Source organism: Parasphingomonas halimpatiens, assembly GCF_036663795.1.
Lineage (GTDB): Bacteria > Pseudomonadota > Alphaproteobacteria > Sphingomonadales > Sphingomonadaceae > Sphingomonas.
In genome coordinates this window covers 178,233-198,469 of the sequence record NZ_JAXOJP010000006.1, presented here as the reverse complement: position 1 = coordinate 198,469, position 20,237 = coordinate 178,233, and the positions used below count along the sequence as shown (strand labels likewise).

At 67.4% G+C, this 20,237-nt stretch carries 19 protein-coding genes; 15 read left to right on the top strand and 4 right to left on the bottom strand.

Annotation, left to right across the window (positions count from 1 at the left end; translation table 11 throughout):
• Positions 1 to 42 precede the first annotated feature (42 nt).
• The 3 genes from ftsZ (at position 43) to U1839_RS09070 (ending at position 4,899) form a co-directional block, all read left to right on the top strand.
• Positions 43 to 1,545 (top strand): cell division protein FtsZ, encoded by a 1,503-nt coding sequence (gene ftsZ, locus U1839_RS09080; protein ID WP_332803331.1) that lies wholly within the window; start codon positions 43 to 45, stop codon positions 1,543 to 1,545.
• A gap of 139 nt (positions 1,546 to 1,684) precedes the next feature.
• On the top strand, positions 1,685 to 3,736 hold the full coding sequence (locus U1839_RS09075; protein WP_332803330.1) for an SPOR domain-containing protein: 2,052 nt from the start codon (positions 1,685 to 1,687) through the stop codon (positions 3,734 to 3,736).
• Entirely contained in the window at positions 3,733 to 4,899 is a 1,167-nt protein-coding gene (locus U1839_RS09070; RefSeq protein WP_332803329.1) for a deoxyguanosinetriphosphate triphosphohydrolase, read from the top strand. The genes U1839_RS09075 and U1839_RS09070 overlap by 4 nt, the downstream gene beginning before the upstream one ends.
• A 79-nt stretch (positions 4,900 to 4,978) precedes the next feature.
• On the opposite strand, the gene U1839_RS09065 is transcribed toward U1839_RS09070, so the two are convergent.
• Positions 4,979 to 5,278, bottom strand: coding sequence for a hypothetical protein (locus U1839_RS09065; RefSeq protein ID WP_332803328.1), 300 nt, complete (start codon positions 5,276 to 5,278; stop codon positions 4,979 to 4,981).
• Between the two features lie 193 nt (positions 5,279 to 5,471).
• Here U1839_RS09065 and U1839_RS09060 point away from each other — a divergent pair, with 193 nt between their 5' ends.
• The gene (locus tag U1839_RS09060) at positions 5,472 to 6,995 is read left to right on the top strand and encodes a DUF1800 domain-containing protein (protein ID WP_332803327.1); all 1,524 of its coding nucleotides are present in this window, start codon (positions 5,472 to 5,474) and stop codon (positions 6,993 to 6,995) included.
• Positions 6,996 to 6,998: 3 nt separating this feature from the next.
• The gene (locus U1839_RS09055; RefSeq protein WP_332803326.1) at positions 6,999 to 8,150 is read left to right on the top strand and encodes a DUF1501 domain-containing protein; all 1,152 of its coding nucleotides are present in this window, start codon (positions 6,999 to 7,001) and stop codon (positions 8,148 to 8,150) included.
• Between the two features lie 7 nt (positions 8,151 to 8,157).
• On the opposite strand, the gene U1839_RS09050 is transcribed toward U1839_RS09055, so the two are convergent.
• Positions 8,158 to 8,451, bottom strand: coding sequence for a type II toxin-antitoxin system RelE/ParE family toxin (locus U1839_RS09050; RefSeq protein WP_332803325.1), 294 nt, complete (start codon positions 8,449 to 8,451; stop codon positions 8,158 to 8,160).
• The gene (locus U1839_RS09045; RefSeq protein WP_332803324.1) at positions 8,439 to 8,711 is read right to left on the bottom strand and encodes a CopG family ribbon-helix-helix protein; all 273 of its coding nucleotides are present in this window, start codon (positions 8,709 to 8,711) and stop codon (positions 8,439 to 8,441) included. Before U1839_RS09045 ends, U1839_RS09050 begins: the two co-directional genes overlap by 13 nt.
• A gap of 233 nt (positions 8,712 to 8,944) precedes the next feature.
• Here U1839_RS09045 and U1839_RS09040 point away from each other — a divergent pair, with 233 nt between their 5' ends.
• On the top strand, positions 8,945 to 10,726 hold the full coding sequence (locus U1839_RS09040; protein WP_503653283.1) for a PHA/PHB synthase family protein: 1,782 nt from the start codon (positions 8,945 to 8,947) through the stop codon (positions 10,724 to 10,726).
• A gap of 18 nt (positions 10,727 to 10,744) precedes the next feature.
• On the opposite strand, the gene phbB is transcribed toward U1839_RS09040, so the two are convergent.
• Positions 10,745 to 11,482, bottom strand: a complete 738-nt coding sequence (gene phbB, locus U1839_RS09035) for an acetoacetyl-CoA reductase (RefSeq protein ID WP_332803323.1) — start codon at positions 11,480 to 11,482, stop codon at positions 10,745 to 10,747.
• A 271-nt stretch (positions 11,483 to 11,753) separates the two neighbouring features.
• Between phbB and htpG the strand changes: the two genes are divergently transcribed.
• The 9 genes from htpG to tatC all read left to right on the top strand — a co-directional run bounded on the left by htpG (position 11,754) and on the right by tatC (position 20,187).
• Positions 11,754 to 13,640, top strand: coding sequence for a molecular chaperone HtpG (gene htpG, locus U1839_RS09030; RefSeq protein WP_332803322.1), 1,887 nt, complete (start codon positions 11,754 to 11,756; stop codon positions 13,638 to 13,640).
• 84 nt (positions 13,641 to 13,724) lie between these two features.
• Complete coding sequence (argS, locus tag U1839_RS09025) at positions 13,725 to 15,452, top strand: arginine--tRNA ligase (RefSeq protein ID WP_332803321.1); 1,728 nt, start codon at positions 13,725 to 13,727, stop codon at positions 15,450 to 15,452.
• A complete protein-coding gene (locus tag U1839_RS09020; RefSeq protein ID WP_332803320.1) occupies positions 15,452 to 16,183 on the top strand; it encodes an SPOR domain-containing protein in 732 nt (243 codons plus the stop codon). The genes argS and U1839_RS09020 overlap by 1 nt, the downstream gene beginning before the upstream one ends.
• Before the next feature lie 85 nt (positions 16,184 to 16,268).
• Positions 16,269 to 17,276 (top strand): glycoside hydrolase family 3 N-terminal domain-containing protein, encoded by a 1,008-nt coding sequence (locus U1839_RS09015; protein WP_332803319.1) that lies wholly within the window; start codon positions 16,269 to 16,271, stop codon positions 17,274 to 17,276.
• 39 nt (positions 17,277 to 17,315) lie between these two features.
• The gene (locus tag U1839_RS09010) at positions 17,316 to 18,062 is read left to right on the top strand and encodes a segregation and condensation protein A (RefSeq protein WP_332803318.1); all 747 of its coding nucleotides are present in this window, start codon (positions 17,316 to 17,318) and stop codon (positions 18,060 to 18,062) included.
• Positions 18,059 to 18,661 (top strand): SMC-Scp complex subunit ScpB, encoded by a 603-nt coding sequence (gene scpB / locus U1839_RS09005; protein ID WP_281125033.1) that lies wholly within the window; start codon positions 18,059 to 18,061, stop codon positions 18,659 to 18,661. Before U1839_RS09010 ends, scpB begins: the two co-directional genes overlap by 4 nt.
• 27 nt (positions 18,662 to 18,688) lie before the next feature.
• Positions 18,689 to 18,922 (top strand): Sec-independent protein translocase subunit TatA, encoded by a 234-nt coding sequence (locus U1839_RS09000; protein ID WP_332803317.1) that lies wholly within the window; start codon positions 18,689 to 18,691, stop codon positions 18,920 to 18,922.
• Between the two features lie 39 nt (positions 18,923 to 18,961).
• Positions 18,962 to 19,417, top strand: a complete 456-nt coding sequence (locus U1839_RS08995; protein ID WP_332803316.1) for a twin-arginine translocase TatA/TatE family subunit — start codon at positions 18,962 to 18,964, stop codon at positions 19,415 to 19,417.
• Between the two features lie 41 nt (positions 19,418 to 19,458).
• Complete coding sequence (gene tatC / locus U1839_RS08990) at positions 19,459 to 20,187, top strand: twin-arginine translocase subunit TatC (RefSeq protein ID WP_443030592.1); 729 nt, start codon at positions 19,459 to 19,461, stop codon at positions 20,185 to 20,187.
• Positions 20,188 to 20,237: the final 50 nt, after the last annotated feature.

Below are 20,237 nucleotides of genomic sequence, written 5' to 3'. Positions count from 1 at the left end.
CATTAAGCGTCCTGCGGTTCGGGACGCGACGGAGACTGGGCGATGGTAGAATTTCTTGCTCCCGAAGTTGACGAGTTGACCCCGCGTATCGCGGTGATCGGCGTCGGCGGTGCAGGCGGCAACGCGATCGCGAACATGATGCGCGCCGAAGTGGCGGGCGTCGATTTTCTCGTCGCCAATACGGACTCTCAGGCGCTCAAGCAGTCGACCGCGCAACACCGCATCCAGCTCGGCGTGAAGATCACGCAGGGGCTCGGCGCGGGATCGCGACCAGAGATCGGACGCGCGGCGGCCGAAGAGACCATCGAGTCGGTCACCAAGATGCTCGAAGGCGCGCATATGTGCTTCATCGCCGCCGGCATGGGTGGCGGCACGGGTACGGGCGCGGCACCGGTCATCGCCAAGGCGGCGCGTGACATGGGTATCCTGACTGTCGGCGTCGTGACCAAGCCGTTCGCCTTCGAGGGCAATCGTCGCGCGAAAGCTGCCGACGCGGGCATCGAGGAACTGCAAAAATATGTCGACACGCTGATCGTCATTCCGAACCAGAATCTGTTCCTCGTCGCCAATGCCAACACCACCTTCAAGGAAGCGTTCCTGATGGCGGACGAGGTGCTGCAGCAGGGCGTGCGCGGCATCACCGACCTGATGGTCATGCCGGGCCTGATCAACCTCGATTTCGCCGACGTCCGTTCGGTGATGCAGGAAATGGGCAAGGCGATGATGGGCACCGGCGAAGCGTCGGGTGACAATCGCGCGATCGAGGCGGCGTCGAAGGCGATCGCCAATCCGCTGCTCGACGGCGTCAGCATGAAGGGTGCCAAGGGCGTCATCGTGTCGATCACTGGCGGCGACGACATGCGCCTGCTCGAGGTCGACGAGGCCGCCAATCACATCCGCGAGCTGGTCGACGAAGACGCCAACATCATCTGGGGATCGGCATTCAATCCCGAGCTCGAGGGCAAGATCCGCGTTTCGGTCGTCGCCACCGGGATCGAGGCTGATGCGCGCGGCGTGTCGGCACCGGCACCGGCCGCGACCCGCGCCTTCAGCTTCTCCGCGCCGCGCAAGACCGAGGAACCGGCACCGGTCGCGACTTTTGTTGCGCCTGAGCCGGAGGCAGCGCCGGAGCCGGTTGCCGAAGCGTCCCCGCCGGTCGATGCCGATCCGTCGCATGCTGCCGATGACGAGCTGGTGCTCGACACCAGTGCCGAAGTCAGCGATCCTACCCCGGATGCAGAGGCGCCGGTGGCGCCGCGCGTGTTCGGCGACGAGACCGAAATGGCCGACGAGCATGTCCCCGAAGTGCCCCAGCGGCGTCGCTGGCTGAGCCCCGGAACGCCGGCGGAAGCCGCCGCGCCGGTTGCCCCGGCCGTGCCCGCCGCCGCCGAACCGGCCGCGGAACCTGCCCCACGCGTCAAGCTGGGCGGCACGCTGTTCGAGCGCATGTCGAGCGTAACGCGCGGCGCGGCCAAGGAAGAGGAGCCGAGCGACAAGGACCCGCTCGATATTCCGCGTTTCCTTCATCGGCAGAATAACCAGTAATCGACGGCGATGCTGACCGGCGCCGGCCGGGATATCATCGCGACGTGGTGCGCCGTTTCGTCGCCGGGCGACGTCGTTCCATCGCGCTTGCGGCACGGCGGCCATTGCCCGTCGGGCGTGGCTGGGGTCTAGGGGCGAAATGATGCGTGGTCTTCGCCTTTCGGCCCTGCTGCTGGCCGGCACCGCGCTGTTTTACGCGCCATTGCCCGTTTCCGCGCAGACGATGATGGTGCCGGCCCCGCCGGGCGACGCCGACGAGCTGGCCGCCCAGATGCGTCAGCTTGCCGCCGATCCGCAGAACCTCGCTGCGCTGATCCGCGCCGGTGAGCTTGCGCTGCGCCTCGAAGACAATAGCGCCGCAGCCGGTTTCTTCGCGCGCGCCGAACGGATCGACCCGCGTAACGCGCGGATCAAGGCGGGGCTGGGCAGCCTCCTGGTCGGCGAGGAGCGGCCGGGCGAGGCGCTGCGTCGCTTTGCGGAAGCCGAGGCGCTCGGCGCCGATGGACGTGCCTTCGCTGCCGATCGTGGTCTCGCCTATGACCTGATCGGTGAGCAGGACCGTGCACAGCGCGAATATCGCGCCGCGTTGCGCGCGGCATCGTCCGACGAGACCGTCCGTCGCTACGCGCTGTCGCTCGGCATTTCCGGAAAGCGCGACGAGGCGTTTGCGGTGCTCGAACCGCTGCTTCGCCGCAGCGACCGCGGCGCGTGGCGTTCGCGTGCGTTCATCCTCGCAATGAGCGGCGACCAGACCGGGGCGACCCAGATCGCGACCAGCATGTTGCCGCCCGGCATGGCGCAGGGCCTGCAGCCCTTCTTCGATCGCCTGCCGTCATTGCCAGCCGCCGATCGCGCCTTTGCGGTGCATTTCGGCGAGATCCGCCCGACGCGCGAGCGCCTGGCGGACGTGCGCCTGATCCCGCCGCTCGCCGCGCTCGGCCCCGATCCCTATGCGCCGCGCCCTGTCGTCGCGGCGGTGCTCCCGCCTGCAGCGCCCGTCAACAACCGCGACGAACGCCGCAAGTCGCGCAAGCGCAAGGACGCGCCAGTCCAGGTCGCCGCGGCATCGGCGCCGCCGCCGCTGCCGCCGCCACCGGCCTATATCGCGTCCAGCGCCGTCGACGATGAGCCGCTTGCACCAGCGGCATCGACCCTGCCGCCGCAGCCGGGCTTTGGTCGCGCGATCGTCCAGCCACTCCCGACGACATCGGTCGCGTCCAACCCACCGCCGCGACCGCCGGTGTCGTTCAGTGCCGCCAGCGTCGCCCGCCCGCCGGCGGCCGCCCCGACGCCTGCGAAGGCGACCACGCCGTCGCCGTCCACCCCGGTTCAGCCATCGGTCGCCGGTCCGCCGGCGACGGCCCTTGCCGAAAACGATACGCGCGTTCCCACAACGAAGGTGCCACCCTCGTCGCCGGTCGTGGTGGCGCAGGATTCGTCGGGCGACGACGAAGTCCCGGTGGTGCCCGCCCGGACTCCGGTGGCGAGCGCAACGACTGCCCCTACGCCACCGCCGCCGACGATGCAGCCGGTGGCGCCATCGACGCCGGTTGGGCCGCCCGAACGGCCATCGCCGGCGCCCGCCCCGGTCGCGACGGTGCAGGCGGTGCCGACGACGCCGGAGCCCGTCGTTGCACGACCCGCGCCGAGACCGGCGCCGGTGCGCAGCGAGGATTCGATCCTTGCCGCGATCATCTCGGGCATCAAGGTCCCGGACAGCGAGCGCACGCCGGTGCCGGTGCCGGTGCCTGCGGCGAAGCCTCCGCGCGCGGTTGCGACGCCACCGGAAAAGCCGGGCGCCGTCGCCGCCCCGGCCGTCAAGCCGGGCACGAAGGCGGCGGAGGCAGCCAAGAAGGCGGCTGCCGCGGCAAAGAAGGCCGCCGACGAGAAGAAGCGCAACGACCCCAAATTGCTGGAGCCGGCACGGATCTGGGTGCAGGTCGCGGGCGGCGCGAACGATGCGGCGTTGGTGCTCGCATGGAACACGATGAAGGGGCGGGCGCCCGCAGCGTTCAAGGGCAAGCAGGGCTGGACGACGCCGCTCCGCGCGACGCACCGCGTGCTCGCCGGGCCGTTCAAGACCGACGAGGAGGCACGCGCCTTCGTCAATCTGCTCGCCAGGTCCGGGGTGCAGGCGTTCGCCTTTACCAGCGAGGCGGGGCAGAAGATCACCAAGCTGCCGACCAAATGACCGCGCTCGCCCCCTGGGCCGCGCATCCCGACGCCAGTCGCGGGCGGCTTCATGAGGAGGAGGGGGGCGCCGCGCGCGGCCCGCGCGACGCGTTCCAGCGCGATCGCGACCGCATCATCCATTCGATCAGCTTTCGTCGGCTGCGCCACAAGACACAGGTCTTCGTCGCGCCAGACGGCGACCATTTTCGCGTCCGGCTGACGCACAGCCTTGAAGTCGCGCAGATCGCCCGGACGATCGCCCGCGCGCTCGGCCTCAACGAAGACCTCACCGAGGCGCTCGCGCTGGCGCACGATATCGGCCACCCGCCCTTCGGCCATGCCGGCGAGGACGCGCTGCAGGCGGCGCTGAGCGGGCAGGGCGGGTTCGACCACAATGGTAATACGCTGCGCGCGCTGATGGTGATCGACAGTCCCTATCCGCGCTGGTCGGGGCTCAACCTGAGCTGGGAGACGCTCGAAGGGCTGGCCAAGCATAATGGGCCGATCCACGATCCGGCCTGGGCACTGGCTGAGGCCGATGCGGCCTTCCCGCTCGAACTCGGCCACTGGCCGAGCCTCGAGGCGCAGGTCGCGGCCATCGCCGACGACATCGCCTATGACAATCACGATATCGATGACGGGCTCCGCGCCGGTCTGCTGACGCTCGACCAGATCCTGGAGGTGCCGGTCGTCGCTGAGGGCTGGGCGACGGCGCACCGCCGTCTTCCCGATGTCGCGCCGGACCGGCTGATCGGCGAACTGATCCGTGGCCAGATCGGCGCGATGGTCAATGATCTGATCGCCGAGACGCGGGCGCGCATTGCCGCGTCCGGCGTCGAGACGGCCGATGATGTGCGCGCCGCCGGGTGCTGCCTCGTCGGCTTCTCGCCCGCGATGCGCGACGCCGAGCGTGCGCTGAAGCGCTTCATGTACGCCAATCTCTACCACCATCCGTGCCAGCTCGCGGCGGCGGATTCGGCGTCGACCGTGGTGTCCGGCCTTTTCGCGGCCTATCGCGCCGACCCCGCGGTCATGCCCGGCACCTGGTCAGAACGCCTGCCGACGGACGAGCCGGCACGCAGCCGCCACATCGCCGACTTCATCGCCGGGATGACTGATCGCTATGCGATCGCGCGTTACCGCGAAACCGTCGGCCCGATCGATCTGCCCGAGGGGTTCTGAACGGGCAGACTTTTGTCAGGGGTACGTGGTTGCCGGAACACCGCCCGACCGAGGGCGCGGGCGATGTTCCGCGGCAGAATCAGCGCGCGGCGACGACCGCGGTCGAGCCGGCCCTGGTCCGTGCGCGTGGCATCTTGAACGAGACCGACCGGTCGCCGACGGTGCCGGTCACCTGGGCGCCACGCACCGTCAGTTCGAAGCTGTCGCCCGCCGGCAGGCGGCGGCCGGCGAGCACGACGCGGTCGGGCAGTTCCGCTTTGGTGTAGACATAGATGTCGCCATCGCGCTGGAAGCTCATTTCAACGGGCTTTTCGTCGGCGAAAGCGGGCGCGGCGGTGACGAGGAGCAGCGCAGCGGTCGCGAAGAGTGTCTTGGTCATGATCTTTCCTTTCGTGTGTCGAAAGCCAGATCAGCATCCTCGCCGCCGCCGAACATATTGCAGTGCAGCAAAGTCCCAAGCGCAAAGATTGCGCGACCAGTTGCACGAAACGAACGCCCAAGCGTTGGACCGGCATAATCTAGCGACACTTGGGGTGGAGAGTGGCCGCCATGAGATTTATCCGGAGAGCATGATGGCCCAGACCAGCATCGCGATGAACCGCTTCGGGCTCGGTGCCCGGCCCGACGAGCCAGCGCCCGACAACCCTTCGGCGTGGCTGCTCGACCAGTTCGCGCGATTCGACCCGCGACCGGCGGCGATCGCCGCGGCACCCGACAGCCGCGCGGTGTCGCAGGAACTGGCACAATATCTCGAGGAACAACGCCAGCTGCGCCAGCAATTTGGCCCGGCACGCAAGCCGACGGCGGCGCCGGCGATGGCGACACCGCCAATGACGGAGTCGCCGGCGGCACAGCAGATGGCGCAAGGCATGACGGCAACCCCGGCACCCGAGATGCTGGCGCGCAAGGACGATCCCGTGGCGCAGGCGCGGCAATTCGCTCGTCGCCAGGGGCGAGACGATTATGCCGCCGCGGTTGGCGCGCGGATGACCACCGCGCTCGTCACGCCGGCACCGTTCGTCGAGCGACTGGTGCATTTCTGGGCCAATCACTTCGCGGTGTCGGCCGACAAGCTGACCGTCGTCGGCCTGTCAGGCACGCTGGAATTCGAGGCGATCCGGCCGCATGTGCTGGGCACCTTCGGCGACATGCTGGGCGCGGTCGAGCGTCACCCGGCGATGCTGCTCTATCTCGACCAGGCGCAGTCGGTCGGGCCGAACAGCATGATCGGCACGCGCGTCGCGGCGCGCGGCAACCGCAAGGTCGGGCTCAACGAGAATTTGGCCCGCGAGATCATGGAATTGCACACGCTCGGCGTACGCACCGGCTACAGCCAGGCCGACGTCACCGAATTCGCCCGCGCGATGACCGGCTGGACGGTGTCGGGGCTCGGCCGAGCGCCCGGCGCGCGCTTCACCGGTACCGAGGAGCCGGCCGGCGCCTTCGTCTTTGCCGAGCCGCTGCACGAGCCCGGCGCGCGCTCGATCATGGGCAAGCGCTATGACCAACCGGGCGTGCGGCAGGCGCAGGCGGTGCTCGACGATCTCGCGCGTCACCCCGCCACCGCGACGCATATCGCGACCAAGCTTGCCCGCCATTTCGCCGGCGACACGCCGCCGCCCGCTTTGGTCGCGCGGCTGCAGGCGAGCTTCCTCATGACCGGCGGCGACCTGCCCAGCCTTTACCGCGTACTGGTCGAAGCGCCCGAGGCGTGGGCGCCGCAGCCCGTCAAGTTCAAGACGCCATGGGAATGGACGGTCTCGTCGATGCGCGCGTTGGGGGCGAAGACGCTCCAGCCGCTGGTCGTCACCGGGCTCCTCAACCAGCTCGGCCAACCGACCTGGAAGCCCGGTTCTCCCGCCGGCTATGATGACATCGCTGCCAGTTGGGCCGGGCCCGACGCGATCATGCGCCGGGTCGAGGCATCGGAACGTTTCGCGAGCCGCGCCAATGGTACGATCGACGCGCGTGTGCTGGCGCCCAAGCTATTCCCGGCGGCGCTGTCGTCCGCCACCAGCCAGGCGCTGGCCAATGCCGAAAGCCCCGGCCAGGGGTTGGCGCTGCTGCTCGTCGCCCCCGAATTCATGCGGAGATAGACCATGGTTCTCGATCGTCGCCACTTCGTCGGCGCCGCCAGCATCGGCGGTCTTGCCGCTCTGCTCGCCCCCGGTATCGCCTTCGCCAAGGCCGAGACCGACAAACGCTTCGTGTTCATTATCCAGCGCGGTGCTGCCGATGGTCTCGGTACGATCGCCCCGGTCGGCGATCCGGCGTTTGTCGGGCAGCGCGGTGACCTGGCCGCCGATTTCGCGAGCGCGACCAAGCTGGACTCGATGTTCGCGATCCACCCGTCGCTGGCCACGATCGGCGGGCTGTATCGCGACCGCCAGGCATTGTTCGCGCATGCCGTCGCCTCGCCCTATCGCGATCGCTCGCATTTCGACGGGCAGAATGTGCTCGAGACCGGCGGGCTCGGCGCCTATCAGGTCAAGGATGGCTGGCTGAACCGGATGCTCAGCCTGTTGCCGCCGAGCAAGGCGAAGGCGATCGCGGTATCGGCCACCGTGCCGATGGCGCTGCGCGGGCCGGCCGAGGTTTCGTCCTATGCACCGTCGTCGCTGCCGCAGGCCACCGACGACCTGCTCCAGCGCGTCACCATGCTCTATCAGGGCGACAGCCAGTTGCATGCGCTGTGGAGCGAGGCGCTCGGTACCAAGGCGTTGGCAAGCGACATGGCGGCAGGCAACCAGCAAAATGCGGCGGCGACCGGCGCGCTCGCGGCGAAGCTGCTCGTGCCGGCGGACGGTGCGCGCATCGCAATGATCGAGACCGGCGGCTGGGACACCCATGCCGGCCAGCGCGGCCGGCTCGCCGCGCAACTGCGCAATCTCGACACGCTGGTCGGCGCGCTCAAGACCGGGCTCGGTCCGCTGTGGAGCGACACGATGGTGCTGGTCGCGACCGAGTTCGGCCGCACCGTCGCGGTCAACGGTACCGGCGGCACCGACCACGGCACGGGCAGCGCGACGATGCTGCTCGGCGGCGGGGTGCGCGGCGGGCGCGTGCTGTCCGACTGGCCCGGCCTCGGCCAGGCAGCACTGTTCGAGGGCCGCGATCTCAAGCCGACGACGCAGCTCGACGCTTTCATTGGCGGCGCGACGGCGGCGCATTTCGGTCTCGATCCGGCGCGGGCGATGGCGAAGCTGTTCCCTGACAGCAAGGGCACGCCGGCGGTGGGTGGCCTCGTCTAGGCGGCGATCAATAGCCCGCCTCGCGCTGGTGGCGGAACGCAAGAAGGTAGATGGCATCGTCGCCCGGCACGTGCCGGTAGAGCGCGACATAGCCGCTGTCACCGAAGCGGATGACGAGCTCGCGCCAATCCGTGTCGAGCGAAGAGGGACGGCCGATTGCAGGGTTGGTGGTCAGCAGCCGCAACTGCGCGGCGATGACCTGATTCGATCGCATTGCCGCGTCGGGATTGCGGTCATGCAGGAATTCGTGGCAGCGCTTAATTCCCAACGCAGCGCGACGTGTAACGATCAGTCGTGGCATTCAGGAAATGCCGTTTCTTCGGCCGTCCCGGCGCGCTCCAACCAAGCGATCACTTCCTCGCCGGTCACATGCTGTCCGGCGTCCGAATATTCCCGCCAGGCAAGCAGCGCTTCATCGCGGAAGCTCTCCTTGCTTTCCTCTCGGTCGACATATTGCTTGATCGCCTCACGCATGATCCAATGCGCCGTTCGATCACGCGCGGTCGCGAGGTGTTTGATCCGGCTCTTCAATTCGTCGTCGATCTTGATTGAGGTCGCCATCGTCGTGATCCGGTATCAAGAGGTAGTACCTCGTGATATATGAACTTTGACCTGGCTTCAACCGCGCGGCGCCGTTCCTGAGACGCAGGCGAGGCAGGGCCGGGCGCGCACCTTCGGGGCAACACGTATTCCGAGGCGTTGGCCGCTCGGTTAGGCCGCGCGAGCGGAAACAATCGAAGGCGCCGAAGCACATGCCGGGCAAGCACATATCACGGCGGAACCAAGCGCGCGCCTTGGCTGTCAATCCCTCGACGATCGCACCCCCACTGCCGGCCCCCGACGCCCCCGATCCCTTTGAAGAGGTCGCCTCGCTGGCCAATCGCCTGACCGTGTCGATGGTGGCGCAATGGACGCGCGGGATATCGCCGGCGGCGCTGGCCTCGGCCTATTTCGACTGGATGAGCCATCTCGCGCTCGCGCCGGGCAAGCTCGCGCATCTCGCGCTCAAGGCGGGGCGCAAGGAAATGCGGCTGGCGCATTCCGCCGCCGGCAACCCGCCCGGCGCACCGGTCGCGCCGGTCATCGCGCCGCTGCCGCAGGACCATCGCTGGGACGATCCCGCCTGGCGCGACCTGCCCTACGCCTACTGGCAACAGACTTTTCTGCTTGCCCAGCAATGGTGGGATGCCGCGACCCGCGACGTGCCGGGCATGGCGCCGCATCACGAGCGGGTGGTCAATTTCGTCGGGCGCCAGCTGCTCGACATGGTCGCGCCGTCGAATTCGCCGCTGACCAACCCGGTGCTGCAACGGCGCATCATGGAGACTGGCGGCGCCTGCCTCGTCGAGGGCGCGCGGCTGCTGCGCGAAGATCTGGAGCGGGCGCTGCGGCATAGCCCGCCGGTCGGAACCGAGGCGTTCGTGCCCGGCGAGCAGGTGGCGGTGACCCCGGGGCAGGTGGTGTTCCCCAACGAATTGATCGAGCTGATCCAATATGCGCCGACGACCGACACCGTGCGCGCGGACCCCGTGCTGATCGTGCCCGCCTGGATCATGAAATATTACATCCTCGACCTGTCGCCTGCCAATTCGCTGGTCAAATGGCTGGTCGAACAGGGGCATACGGTCTTCATGATCTCGTGGCGCAACCCCGACGGATCGCTGCGCGACAGGGACATGGATGCGTATCGCCGCCTCGGTCCGATGGCGGCGCTCGACGCGGTGCGGGCGATCACCGGCGCGGCCAAAGTGCATGGCGTCGGCTATTGTCTCGGCGGCACGTTGCTGGCGATCGCGGCGGCGGCGATGGCGCGCGATGGCGATGACCGGCTGGCCAGTCTGAGCCTGTTCGCCGCGCAGACGGAGTTCAGCGAGCCCGGCGAACTGGGGCTGTTCATCGACCCGTCGCAGCTCGAATTTCTCGACGAGATGATGTGGACGCAAGGCTATCTCGACAGCCGGCAGATGGCGGGTACGTTCGAACTGCTGCGCTCGAATGACCTGATCTGGTCGCGATTGATCGGCGAATATCTGATGGGCGAGCGGCCGGCGATGAACGACCTGATGGCCTGGAACGCCGATGGCACGCGCATGCCCTATGCGATGCACAGCGAGTATCTGCGCCGGCTGTTCCTCAATGACGATCTGGCCGAGGGGCGCTTTCCCGTCGACGGACGACCCGTCAGCCTGTCGGACCTGCACCTGCCGATCTTCGCACTCGGTACCGAGACCGATCATGTCGCGCCGTGGCACTCGGTGCACAAGCTGCACATGCTGACCGAAAGCGAGGTGACCTTCGTGCTGACCTCGGGTGGCCACAATGCCGGGATCGTCTCGCCACCGGGGCATCCGCACCGCCATTACCGCGTGCTGACGCGCCCGGAACGTGGCGCCTATCTCGACCCGGCCGGTTGGGAGCGGGAAGCCGTGTCGCATGACGGCTCGTGGTGGCCCGAATGGGCGGCATGGCTTGCCGCCCATTCGGGTGCCTTGGTCGCGCCGCCGCCGATGGGGGCGCCCGACAAGGGCTTTCCGCCGCTGCTGCCGGCGCCGGGCAGCTACGTCCACGCAGCCTGAAGGTCCGCAGGCGCGGCGTCAGGCCATATATTGCCCGCCATTCACCGTCAGCGTCGCGCCGGTGATATATCCCGACTCTTCCGCGCAGAGAAAGGCGACGCAGCGCGCGATCTCTTCCGGCTGGGCGAGCCGCCCGACGGGAATGCGCGCCACGATCTTGGCGAGGACATCGGCGGGCACCGCGCGGACCATGTCGGTCTCGGTATAGCCGGGCGCGACGGCGTTGACCGTCACTCCGTCGCGTGCGCCCTCGAGCGCGAGCGCCTTGGTGAAGCCCAGCATGCCGGCCTTGGCGGCCGAATAATTGGCCTGGCCGAACTGGCCCGCCTGGCCGTTGATCGAGCTGATGTTGACGATCCGGCCCCATTTGCGCGTGCGCATGCCGGCGAACACGGCATGCGTCATGTTGAAGCAGCTGGTGAGGTTGACGTCGATCACCTCGCGCCATTGTTCGGATTGCATCTTGGCGAAGCCCGCATCGCGCGTGATGCCGGCATTGTTGACGAGAATGTCGATCGGGCCGAGCGCAGCGACGACCTGCGCCGTGCCCTCGATGCACGCCGCTTCGTCGGCGACCGACCATTGGAAGGTCGGGATGCCGGTCTCCGCGGTGAAGGCGGCGGCGCGCGCGCTGTCATGGGTGTAGGTGGCGGCGACGGCATAGCCGGCCCGATCGAAGGCGCGGCAGATCGCGGCACCGATGCCGGTCGTGCCGCCGGTTACCAGGGCGACGCGGCGGGGAGCAGGAGTAGCCATTGTCATTCTCCGGGTAGGTGAAGCGTTCAGACCTTGGTGCAGAACAGACGTTGGTGGTTTCCTTTTCCAGCACTGACTGGCTATTTCGCGGCTCGCTGTCTAGCGGCGCGCAACCGCGCGGCGGGATTGGTGAAGCTACGTATCCGGGCCGCGCGGGCCGTTACATCGTCGCTTGTCGGCCTCTCTTGCGCAATCCATAGCGGGACCTTGAATCGATGCGATCGGGCGGCCATCTGACCGGCCGATCATCTTTGGAGAGCCCGATACCGCCATGACGACGATGTCCGACGCCATTCCCGAGACCCGTTCCTTCGAAGCCGACGTTGCCAAGCTGCTGCACCTGATGGTGCACTCGGTCTATTCGGACAAGGACGTCTTCCTGCGCGAATTGATCTCCAACGCGGCCGATGCGTGCGAGAAGCTGCGCTACGAGGCGATCAGCGCGCCCGAGCTGCTCGGCGACGACGGCGCGGCGCGGATCACCGTGACGCTCGACGCCGACGCGCGCCGGCTGACGGTCGAGGACAATGGCATCGGCATGAGCGAGGCCGAACTGGGCGAGGCGCTCGGTACGATCGCACGCTCGGGCACCAAGGCGTTCATGGACCGCATCGCCGGTGCCAAGGAGGGCGGCGAGAGTTTCCTGATCGGCCAGTTCGGCGTCGGATTCTATTCGGCGTTCATGGTTGCCGACCAGGTCGAGGTGACGTCGCGCCGTGCCGGCAGCGATGCCGCCGCCCTGTGGTCGTCGGACGGTCTTGGCACCTATACGATCCGCGCGGCCGATGTCGCCGAGGCGCCGGCGCGCGGCACGCGCGTCGTGCTGCATCTCAAGGAAGATGCGACCGCCTATACCGAGAGCGCGACGGTCGAACGGACGATCAAGGCGCAATCCGGCCATGTGCCGGTGGCGATCTTCCTCAAGGATAGCGCCGACGCCGAGCCGAAGCAGATTGCTGACGGTGCTGCGCTGTGGACGAGACCCAAGGCGGAGATCAGCAGCGAGGAATATGCCGATTTCTACCGCACCGTCGCCGGCCAGTTCGACGCGCCGGCGCTGACGCTGCATTATCGCGCCGAGGGGCTGCACGATTATGCCGTGCTCGCCTTCGTGCCCGAAAGCCGGCCGTTCGACCTGTTCGATCCCGATCGTGCGGGGCGGATGAAGCTTTATGTGCGGCGCGTGTTCATCACCGACGAAGCGCAGATCCTGCCGCGCTATCTGCGTTTCGTGCGCGGGCTGGTCGATTCGAACGATTTGCCGCTCAACGTCTCGCGCGAGATGATCCAGGACAGCCCAGTGCTTGCCGCGATCCAGAAGGGCGTAACCAACCGCGTGCTGGGCGAACTCGACAAGCTGTCGGCCAGCGACAGTGAACGTTATCTCAAAGTCTGGGACAATTTTGGCGCGGTGCTCAAGGAAGGGCTTTACGAGGATTATGGCCGGCGCGAGACGCTGCTTGGCCTCGCCCGCTTCAAGAGCACGACCTCGGGCGGCGCGTGGCGTTCGCTCAAGGATTATGTCGCGGATCTGAAGGAGAATCAGACCGCGATCTATTATGCGACCGGCGACGATCTCGACCGGCTGGCCTCGTCGCCGCAGCTCGAGGGGTTCCGCGCGCGCGGCATCGAGGTGCTGCTGCTGGCCGACCAGGTCGACGCCTTCTGGGTTGGCGCCGGCATCGATCATGGCGGCAAGCCGTTCAAATCGGTGACGCAGGGCCTCGCCGACCTGCGGCTGATCCCACTGCCAGAAGGCGAGCAGCCGACGCCGGAGGCGAGCGACGCGGTCAATGGCTTCATCGCCTTCGTCAAGACGACGCTCGGCGATGCGGTGTCCGACGTGCGCGTTTCCGACCGACTGACCGAAAGCGCCGCCTGCCTCGTCGCGCCCGAGCACGGCATGGATCGTCAGATGGAAAAGCTGCTGGCGGGTGCCGGGCGGCTCGACATCGCCTCGAAGCCGGTGCTCGAAATCAACCCGCGCCATGCGCTGATCACCGGACTGAGCGCGGTCGGCGAGGGCGAGACCGAGCTTCGCGAGGACGCGGCGCATCTGCTGTTCGACGAGGCGCGGATCGCCGATGGCGAATTGCCGGTCGATCCGCGCGCCTTTTCGGCGCGGCTCGGGCGGGTGCTGCGACGCGGGCTGGGGTAAATCGCGGCGGGTCCCGGGGGCGCATTTGAGTTGCGCAAGGCGATCCGCTAAGGCGCGCGCTCGCTCTTGACGACCGGATTTTTCATGACGCTGTATTCACGCTTCGCCGCGCATCTCGATGCGGCGCTCGATGCCCTTGTTGCCGCCGGCGACCTGCCGGCCGGGCTCGATCGCACTGCCGTGACGGTCGAGCCGCCGCGTGACCGGAGCCATGGCGACCTCGCGACCAACGCCGCGATGGTGCTGGCCAAGCCGGCCGCGACCAACCCGCGCGCGCTGGCCGAGAAGATCGCCGCGCAGTTGCGCGAGATTGAGGAGGTCGCGGCGGTGACGATCGCCGGGCCGGGCTTCATCAACATGACGCTGACCGAGGATACATGGCGCGCCGAACTGTCGGCGATCCATGACGAGGGTGCCGATTATGGCCGCTCGACGATCGGCGCGGGCGTCACGGTCAATATCGAATATGTCTCGGCCAACCCGACAGGGCCGATGCATATGGGGCATTGCCGCGGCGCGGTGGTCGGCGATGCGCTGGCGGCGCTGCTCGAATTCGCCGGGCACAAGGTGATCCGCGAATATTATGTCAACGATGCCGGTGGGCAGGTCGATACGCTCGCCCGTTCGGCGCATCTGCGTTACCGCGAGGCGCTCGGCGAGGATATCGGCGAAATCCCCGAGGGGCTGTATCCGGGCGATTATCTGGTGCCGCTGGGCCAGGCGCTGGCGCAAGAATTCGGCGACACATATGTCGGCGCGCCGGAGAGCGAATGGCTCGTGCTGTTCCGCAAGGCGGCGGTCGCGGCGATGCTGGTGCTGATCAAGGCCGATCTTGCGTTGCTCGGTATCCATCACGATCTTTTCTCGTCCGAGGCCGAACTGCAGGCGGCGGGCAAGCCCGAGGCGGCCGAGAAGGAGCTGCGCGCGCGCGGGCTGATCTATGACGGGATGCTCGAAGCCCCCAAGGGCGAGACCCCCGAAGACTGGGAGCCGGTGATGCTGCCGCTGTTCCGCTCTTCGCAGTTCGGCGACGACCAGGACCGGCCGATCAGGAAGTCGAACGGGCAGTGGACCTATTTCGGTGCCGATCTCGCTTATCACTGGCAGAAGGCGCAGACCGCCGACGCGCTGATCGACATCTGGGGCGCCGACCATGCCGGCACGGTCAAGCGTATCGTCGCGGCGGTGCAGGCGCTGACCGGCGGCAAGACGCGCTTCGACGTCAAGCTGGTGCAGATGGTGCGGCTGTTGCGGGCGGGCGAGCCGATCAAGATGTCCAAGCGGGCCGGCAACTTCGTCACGCTTGCTGATGTTGTGCGCGAAGTCGGCAAGGATGTCGTGCGCTTCACCATGCTGACGCGCAAGTCCGACGCACAGATGGACTTCGACTTCGCCAAGGTGGTGGAATTCTCGCGCGACAACCCGGTTTTCTACGTCCAGTACGCACATGCCCGGATCAAGCGCCTGAACCGCAAGGCGCAGGATGCGGGAATACACTGCTCGTCGGTCGACCTGTCCCAACTTGATACCCGCGAGCTCGAGCTGGTCAAACTCGCGGCGCAGTTCCCGCGCATCGTCGAGACTTCTGCGACGGCGCGTGAACCGCACCGTATCGCCTTTTATCTCAACGATCTCGCGGCTGAATTTCACGCCTTGTATAATCTCGGCAACGACCAGCCGGAGCGTCGTTTCGTGATCGAGGGTGATGCCACGATCACTTGTGCACGCCTTTTCCTTGCCGATGCTATAGGGCAGATCGTGCGCAACGGCCTGTCCATCATGGGGGTACAGGCGGTCGAGGAGATGAATTGATGGCCACGTCAGGCGGCGACTATGAAGTGCGCGACGAGGATCGGCTACCGTGGCTCGAAACCGTCGATGAGGATTATAGCGACGGCCCGTCGATCGGCCGGGTGATCCTGCTCGTCGTGATCGGGCTGGCGGTAATCGCCGCGGCAATCTTCGGCTTCTACTGGTTCAAGAGCCACCGCGTGACCGACGGCAATGGCGCGCTGATCGCGGCGCAGGAGGGCGACTACAAGGTCAAGCCCGACGAGCCCGGCGGGATGAACGTCACCGGCGAGGGCGATACCGCGATCGCGACCAGCGACGGCTCGGGGACGGGCAATGCATCGATCAATCTTGCCGCGATGCCCGAGGCGCCCGTTACGGGCACCAAGGTGACGCCCGCCAATCCGGCGGCGAGTGGCGCTGCCAAGACCGTCGCGCCGGTTCCCGCGTCGGGCGGCAAGCTCGGCGCGCCCGCGCCGGCCAAAGTCGCGCCCGCTGCCGATGCGGGTGCCGCGAGCGGGCTGATCCAGCTCGGCTCCTTCCCGAGCGAGGCCGAGGCCAATACGGCCTGGGCCAAGAAGGCCAAGCGCTTCAGCTATATCGGCGCGCTCGGCAAGTCGGTGCAGAAGGCCGAGGTCAATGGCCGCACCGTCTATCGCCTGCGCGTCAACGCGGGCAGCGCCGGGCAGGCGGGCGAACTTTGCGGCAAGCTCAAGGTTGCCGGCGAGGATTGCTTCGTCGCGCGCGACTGAACGGATGACTGACGTCATGGCGGCGCGGGCTTTTTTTGCCGGCGCCGCTCTGTCCTAACGCGCAGCGATCGATTAACCCGACCCCATGAAACCCGTCATCTTCGGCCTGAGCGGTCTGGCACTGACCGCCGACGAGCGCGCCTTTTTCACCGATGCCGATCCGCTCGGCTTTATCCTGTTCGGCCGCAACGTCGCCGACCGAGCACAAATGCGCGCGCTGACCGACGAGTTGCGGGCGCTATCGGGCCGCGATGACGTGCCGATCCTGATCGACCAGGAGGGCGGCCGCGTCGCGCGAATGAAGGCACCCGAATGGCCCGAATTCCCCGCCGGTCCTGCGTTCGACGCACTGTACGACATCGCGCCGATCTCGGCGATCGAAGCGGCGCGGGCCAATGCGCAGGCGATCGGCCTGATGCTCGCCGAAGTCGGCATCAATGTCGACTGCATGCCGCTGCTCGACGTCGTCCAGCCCGACACCACCGAGGCGATCTCGATCCGTGCGCTGGGTCGCGAGCCGCTGCGCGTCGCGGCGATGGGCCGCGCGATCGTCGACGGTCTGGCGCGTGCCGGGGTGGTCGGCGTGGTCAAGCATATGCCCGGCCATGGCCGCGCGCAGGTCGATACGCATCACCACCTGCCGACCGTGACGGCGACGGTCGAGGAACTGGAGATCGACCTCCATCCGTTCCGCGCGCTGAAGGACGCGCCGATGGGGATGACCTCGCACATCGTGTTCGACGCCTGGGATCCGGCAAGCCCCGCAACATTGTCGTCGATCGTGATCGACCGGGTGATACGCGGCGCGATCGGCTTCGACGGCCTGTTGATGACCGACGATATCGACATGAAGGCGCTGAGCGGCACCGCCGGCGACAAGGCAGCCGGGGCGATCGCCGCGGGTTGCGACGTCGTGCTCGATTGCTGGGGCCGGATGGACGAGATGCGCGAAATCGCCGCGCGGCTTGACGACATTTCGGCGCTGTCGCGCGCCCGGCTCGATCGCGCGATGGCGTCGGTCGCGGGCAGGGCGCCCGAGGGCGACATGGCCGCATTGATCGCCAAACGCGACGCGTTGCTGGCACTCGCGTGATGTTTCGCGCTGCCGAACGGATCGTGTAGCGTCGCACTCATGGACGCCGAACCCGTAACGCTGACGCTCGACCTCGATGGCTGGGAAGGTCCGCTCGACCTGTTGCTGGCGCTCGCGCGCAACCAGAAGGTCGATCTCAAGCAAATCTCGATCCTCGCGCTGGTCGACCAATATCTGACCTTCGTCGAGGAGGCCAAGACGCTGCAACTCGAGCTGGCGGCGGATTATCTCGTGATGGCGGCGTGGCTCGCCTATCTCAAATCGGGGCTGTTGCTGCCGCGCGACCCCGAGATCGAGCCGAGCCCCGAGGAACTGGCGCTGCGGCTGCAGCTGCGGCTCGAGCGGCTCAATGCGATGCGCGAGGCGGGCGCGCGGCTGATTGCGCGCGACCGGCTCGGCCGCGACGTGTTCCTGCGCGGCGCGCCCGAGGGGTTGCGCGTGGTGCGCAAGGCGGTGTGGCAGGCCGAGATCTACGATCTGATCGCCGCCTATGGTCGGATCAGCGCGCGCAGCCGGCCGGTGATGCACATCGTCGCCAACCGTCCGGTGATGACGCTGGAGGAGGCGCTCAATCGCGTCTCGCGGCTGGTCGGCGTGAACATCGCGTGGAGCACGATCGAGAGTTTCCTGCCCGAGGGCGCGGTCGGCATCTTCCGCAAATCGGCGCTGGCGTCGAGCTTCGTCGCCGCGCTCGAACTGGCGCGGCAGGGCAGGGTCGAGTTGCGCCAGAAATCGCCTTTCGCGCCGCTCTATCTCAAGGCGCCCGATGCGGGGGCGGCGGCATGAAGCGCGCCGATGAACTGACCCGCGCGGTCGAGGCGGTGCTGTTCGCCGCGACCGAGCCGCTGACCGTCGATGCCATCGCCACGCATCTCAACGGCGCGACCGGGGTGCGCGCTGTGCTCGAAGAGCTCGCCGCAGACTATGCCGGGCGCGGCATCGAGCTGGTGCGGCGGGGCGAGCGCTGGCAGTTCCAGACCGCCGCCGACATGGCGCATCTGCTGCGTCGCGACCGCGACGAGGCGCGCAAGCTGAGCCGCGCGGGAATCGAGACGCTGGCGATCATCGCCTATCACGAGCCGGCGACGCGCGCCGAGATCGAGGCGATCCGCGGCGTGCAGATTTCCAAGGGGACGCTCGACGTGTTGATGGAGGCGGGGTGGATCCGTCCGGCCGGGCGCCGCGAGGTGCCGGGGCGGCCTTTGCTCTATGCCACGACGCCGGAATTCCTGCTTCATTTCGGGCTGGCGAGCCGCCGCGACCTGCCCGGCATCGACGATCTGCGCGCCGCCGGGCTGCTCGATCCGATCGATCTGGCGATGGAACATGCCGGAATGTTGGACGATGACGACGTCGAGGTGGAAAACGGCGACGAAGAGGCCTAGATATGGGGCCTTCTAGGAGATTGAGTGATGGGTAGTTTCAGCCTCGTCCACTGGCTGGTGTTCGGTGGTATCGCGATCCTCGTGCTGGGAGGCGGTCGCTTCTCGAACATGATGGGTGATGTCGCCAAGGGCATCAAGCAGTTCAAGAAGGGCATGGCGGAGGAAGACGAGACGCCGGTGAAGCCGAGCCGCATCGAGGTGAAGCCATCCGATCCGGTGATCGATCGCGACGGCAATCGCGTGCGCGACAGCGAGATCTGACGCACGACTTCTGCCTCCGGCACTGGGTTTCGATTCCGAATGTTCGACATAGCTCCTACCGAACTGTTGCTGCTTGGCGCGGTCGCCATCATCGTGATTCCGCCCAAGGATCTGCCCAAGGCAATGCGCGTCGCGGGCTATTGGGTGGGGCGCGCGCGCGGTGCGGCGCGGCAGTTTCGCGCCGGTTTCGATAACATCATCCGCGAATCCGAGCTGAACGAGATGGAAAAGCGCTGGGCGGAGGAGAATGAGCGCATCATGCGCGAGCATCCGCCGACCCCGGCGATGCTGGCGCTCGATTCGCCGGGCGAGCATGACTGGACGGCCGAGGGAGGCGAAGCCCCGGTGGTGACGGTCGAACCGCCGGTCGTCGCACCGGTGGTGGACGACAATGGCGTGATCCAGGCTGCGCCCGCGATCCCCGCGCCGGAAGCCGTGGTGAAGAAGCCGCGGACGCGCAAACCGCCGGCACCCAAGCCCGAGGCATCGTCGTGAACGCGCCGGTCGACGAGTTGGAAGACAGCCGCGCCCCGTTGATGGACCATCTGATCGAGCTGCGCCGCCGGTTGCTGTGGAGCCTCGCGGCGATGGTTATCGCCTTTTGCATCTGCCTCTATTTCGCCGAGCCGATCTTCGGCGTGCTGGTCCATCCGCTGGTCAAGGCGGGGCAGAGCAAGCTGATCTACACCCAGCTGTTCGAGGCGTTCTTCGTCCAGCTCAAGGTAGCGTTCTTCGCCGGCATGATGATCGCCTTCCCGGTGATCGCCAATCAGCTGTGGCAGTTCGTCGCGCCCGGCCTCTACCGCAAGGAAAAGAAGGCGCTGCTGCCCTTCCTGCTGGCGACGCCGGTGCTGTTCGCGCTGGGGGCGTCGCTGGCCTATTTCATGGCCATTCCGGCAGCGCTGCACTTCCTGCTCGGCTATCAGGGCAATGTCGGGGGCGTGGAGCGCGAGGCGCTGCCCTCGGTCGACAATTACCTGTCCTTCACGATGCAATTCCTGTTCGGCTTCGGCATCGCCTTCCTGCTGCCGGTGTTGCTGATGCTGCTCGAGCGCGCCGGGATCGTCACGCGCAAGCAACTGGTCGGCGCGCGGCGTTATGCGATCATCGGTTGTTTCGCGATCGCGCTGGTTCTGGCGCCGCCCGATGCCGGATCGATGTTCATGCTCGCGGTGCCGCTGGTCGGCCTTTACGAACTGTCGCTGATTGCGATCTGGTTCACCGAGCGCAAGCGCGCCAAGACGACCGAAACGGCTGAAGCATAGCAACAGGCCCTCCGCCCGACATGTCGGGAGAGGGCCTGTTGCTCGTTTAA

What these genes read in the sequence shown, in the direction of transcription:
- ftsZ (WP_332803331.1), top strand. Translation starts at nt 43, where the DNA reads ATGGTAGAATTTCTTGCTCCCGAAGTTGACGAGTTGACCCCGCGTATC.
- U1839_RS09075 (WP_332803330.1), top strand. Translation starts at nt 1,685, where the DNA reads ATGATGCGTGGTCTTCGCCTTTCGGCCCTGCTGCTGGCCGGCACCGCG.
- U1839_RS09070 (WP_332803329.1), top strand. Translation starts at nt 3,733, where the DNA reads ATGACCGCGCTCGCCCCCTGGGCCGCGCATCCCGACGCCAGTCGCGGG.
- U1839_RS09065 (WP_332803328.1), bottom strand. Translation starts at nt 5,278, where the DNA reads ATGACCAAGACACTCTTCGCGACCGCTGCGCTGCTCCTCGTCACCGCC.
- U1839_RS09060 (WP_332803327.1), top strand. Translation starts at nt 5,472, where the DNA reads ATGGCCCAGACCAGCATCGCGATGAACCGCTTCGGGCTCGGTGCCCGG.
- U1839_RS09055 (WP_332803326.1), top strand. Translation starts at nt 6,999, where the DNA reads ATGGTTCTCGATCGTCGCCACTTCGTCGGCGCCGCCAGCATCGGCGGT.
- U1839_RS09050 (WP_332803325.1), bottom strand. Translation starts at nt 8,451, where the DNA reads ATGCCACGACTGATCGTTACACGTCGCGCTGCGTTGGGAATTAAGCGC.
- U1839_RS09045 (WP_332803324.1), bottom strand. Translation starts at nt 8,711, where the DNA reads ATGGCGACCTCAATCAAGATCGACGACGAATTGAAGAGCCGGATCAAA.
- phbB (WP_332803323.1), bottom strand. Translation starts at nt 11,482, where the DNA reads ATGGCTACTCCTGCTCCCCGCCGCGTCGCCCTGGTAACCGGCGGCACG.
- htpG (WP_332803322.1), top strand. Translation starts at nt 11,754, where the DNA reads ATGACGACGATGTCCGACGCCATTCCCGAGACCCGTTCCTTCGAAGCC.
- argS (WP_332803321.1), top strand. Translation starts at nt 13,725, where the DNA reads ATGACGCTGTATTCACGCTTCGCCGCGCATCTCGATGCGGCGCTCGAT.
- U1839_RS09020 (WP_332803320.1), top strand. Translation starts at nt 15,452, where the DNA reads ATGGCCACGTCAGGCGGCGACTATGAAGTGCGCGACGAGGATCGGCTA.
- U1839_RS09015 (WP_332803319.1), top strand. Translation starts at nt 16,269, where the DNA reads ATGAAACCCGTCATCTTCGGCCTGAGCGGTCTGGCACTGACCGCCGAC.
- U1839_RS09010 (WP_332803318.1), top strand. Translation starts at nt 17,316, where the DNA reads ATGGACGCCGAACCCGTAACGCTGACGCTCGACCTCGATGGCTGGGAA.
- scpB (WP_281125033.1), top strand. Translation starts at nt 18,059, where the DNA reads ATGAAGCGCGCCGATGAACTGACCCGCGCGGTCGAGGCGGTGCTGTTC.
- U1839_RS09000 (WP_332803317.1), top strand. Translation starts at nt 18,689, where the DNA reads ATGGGTAGTTTCAGCCTCGTCCACTGGCTGGTGTTCGGTGGTATCGCG.
- U1839_RS08995 (WP_332803316.1), top strand. Translation starts at nt 18,962, where the DNA reads ATGTTCGACATAGCTCCTACCGAACTGTTGCTGCTTGGCGCGGTCGCC.
- tatC (WP_443030592.1), top strand. Translation starts at nt 19,459, where the DNA reads ATGGACCATCTGATCGAGCTGCGCCGCCGGTTGCTGTGGAGCCTCGCG.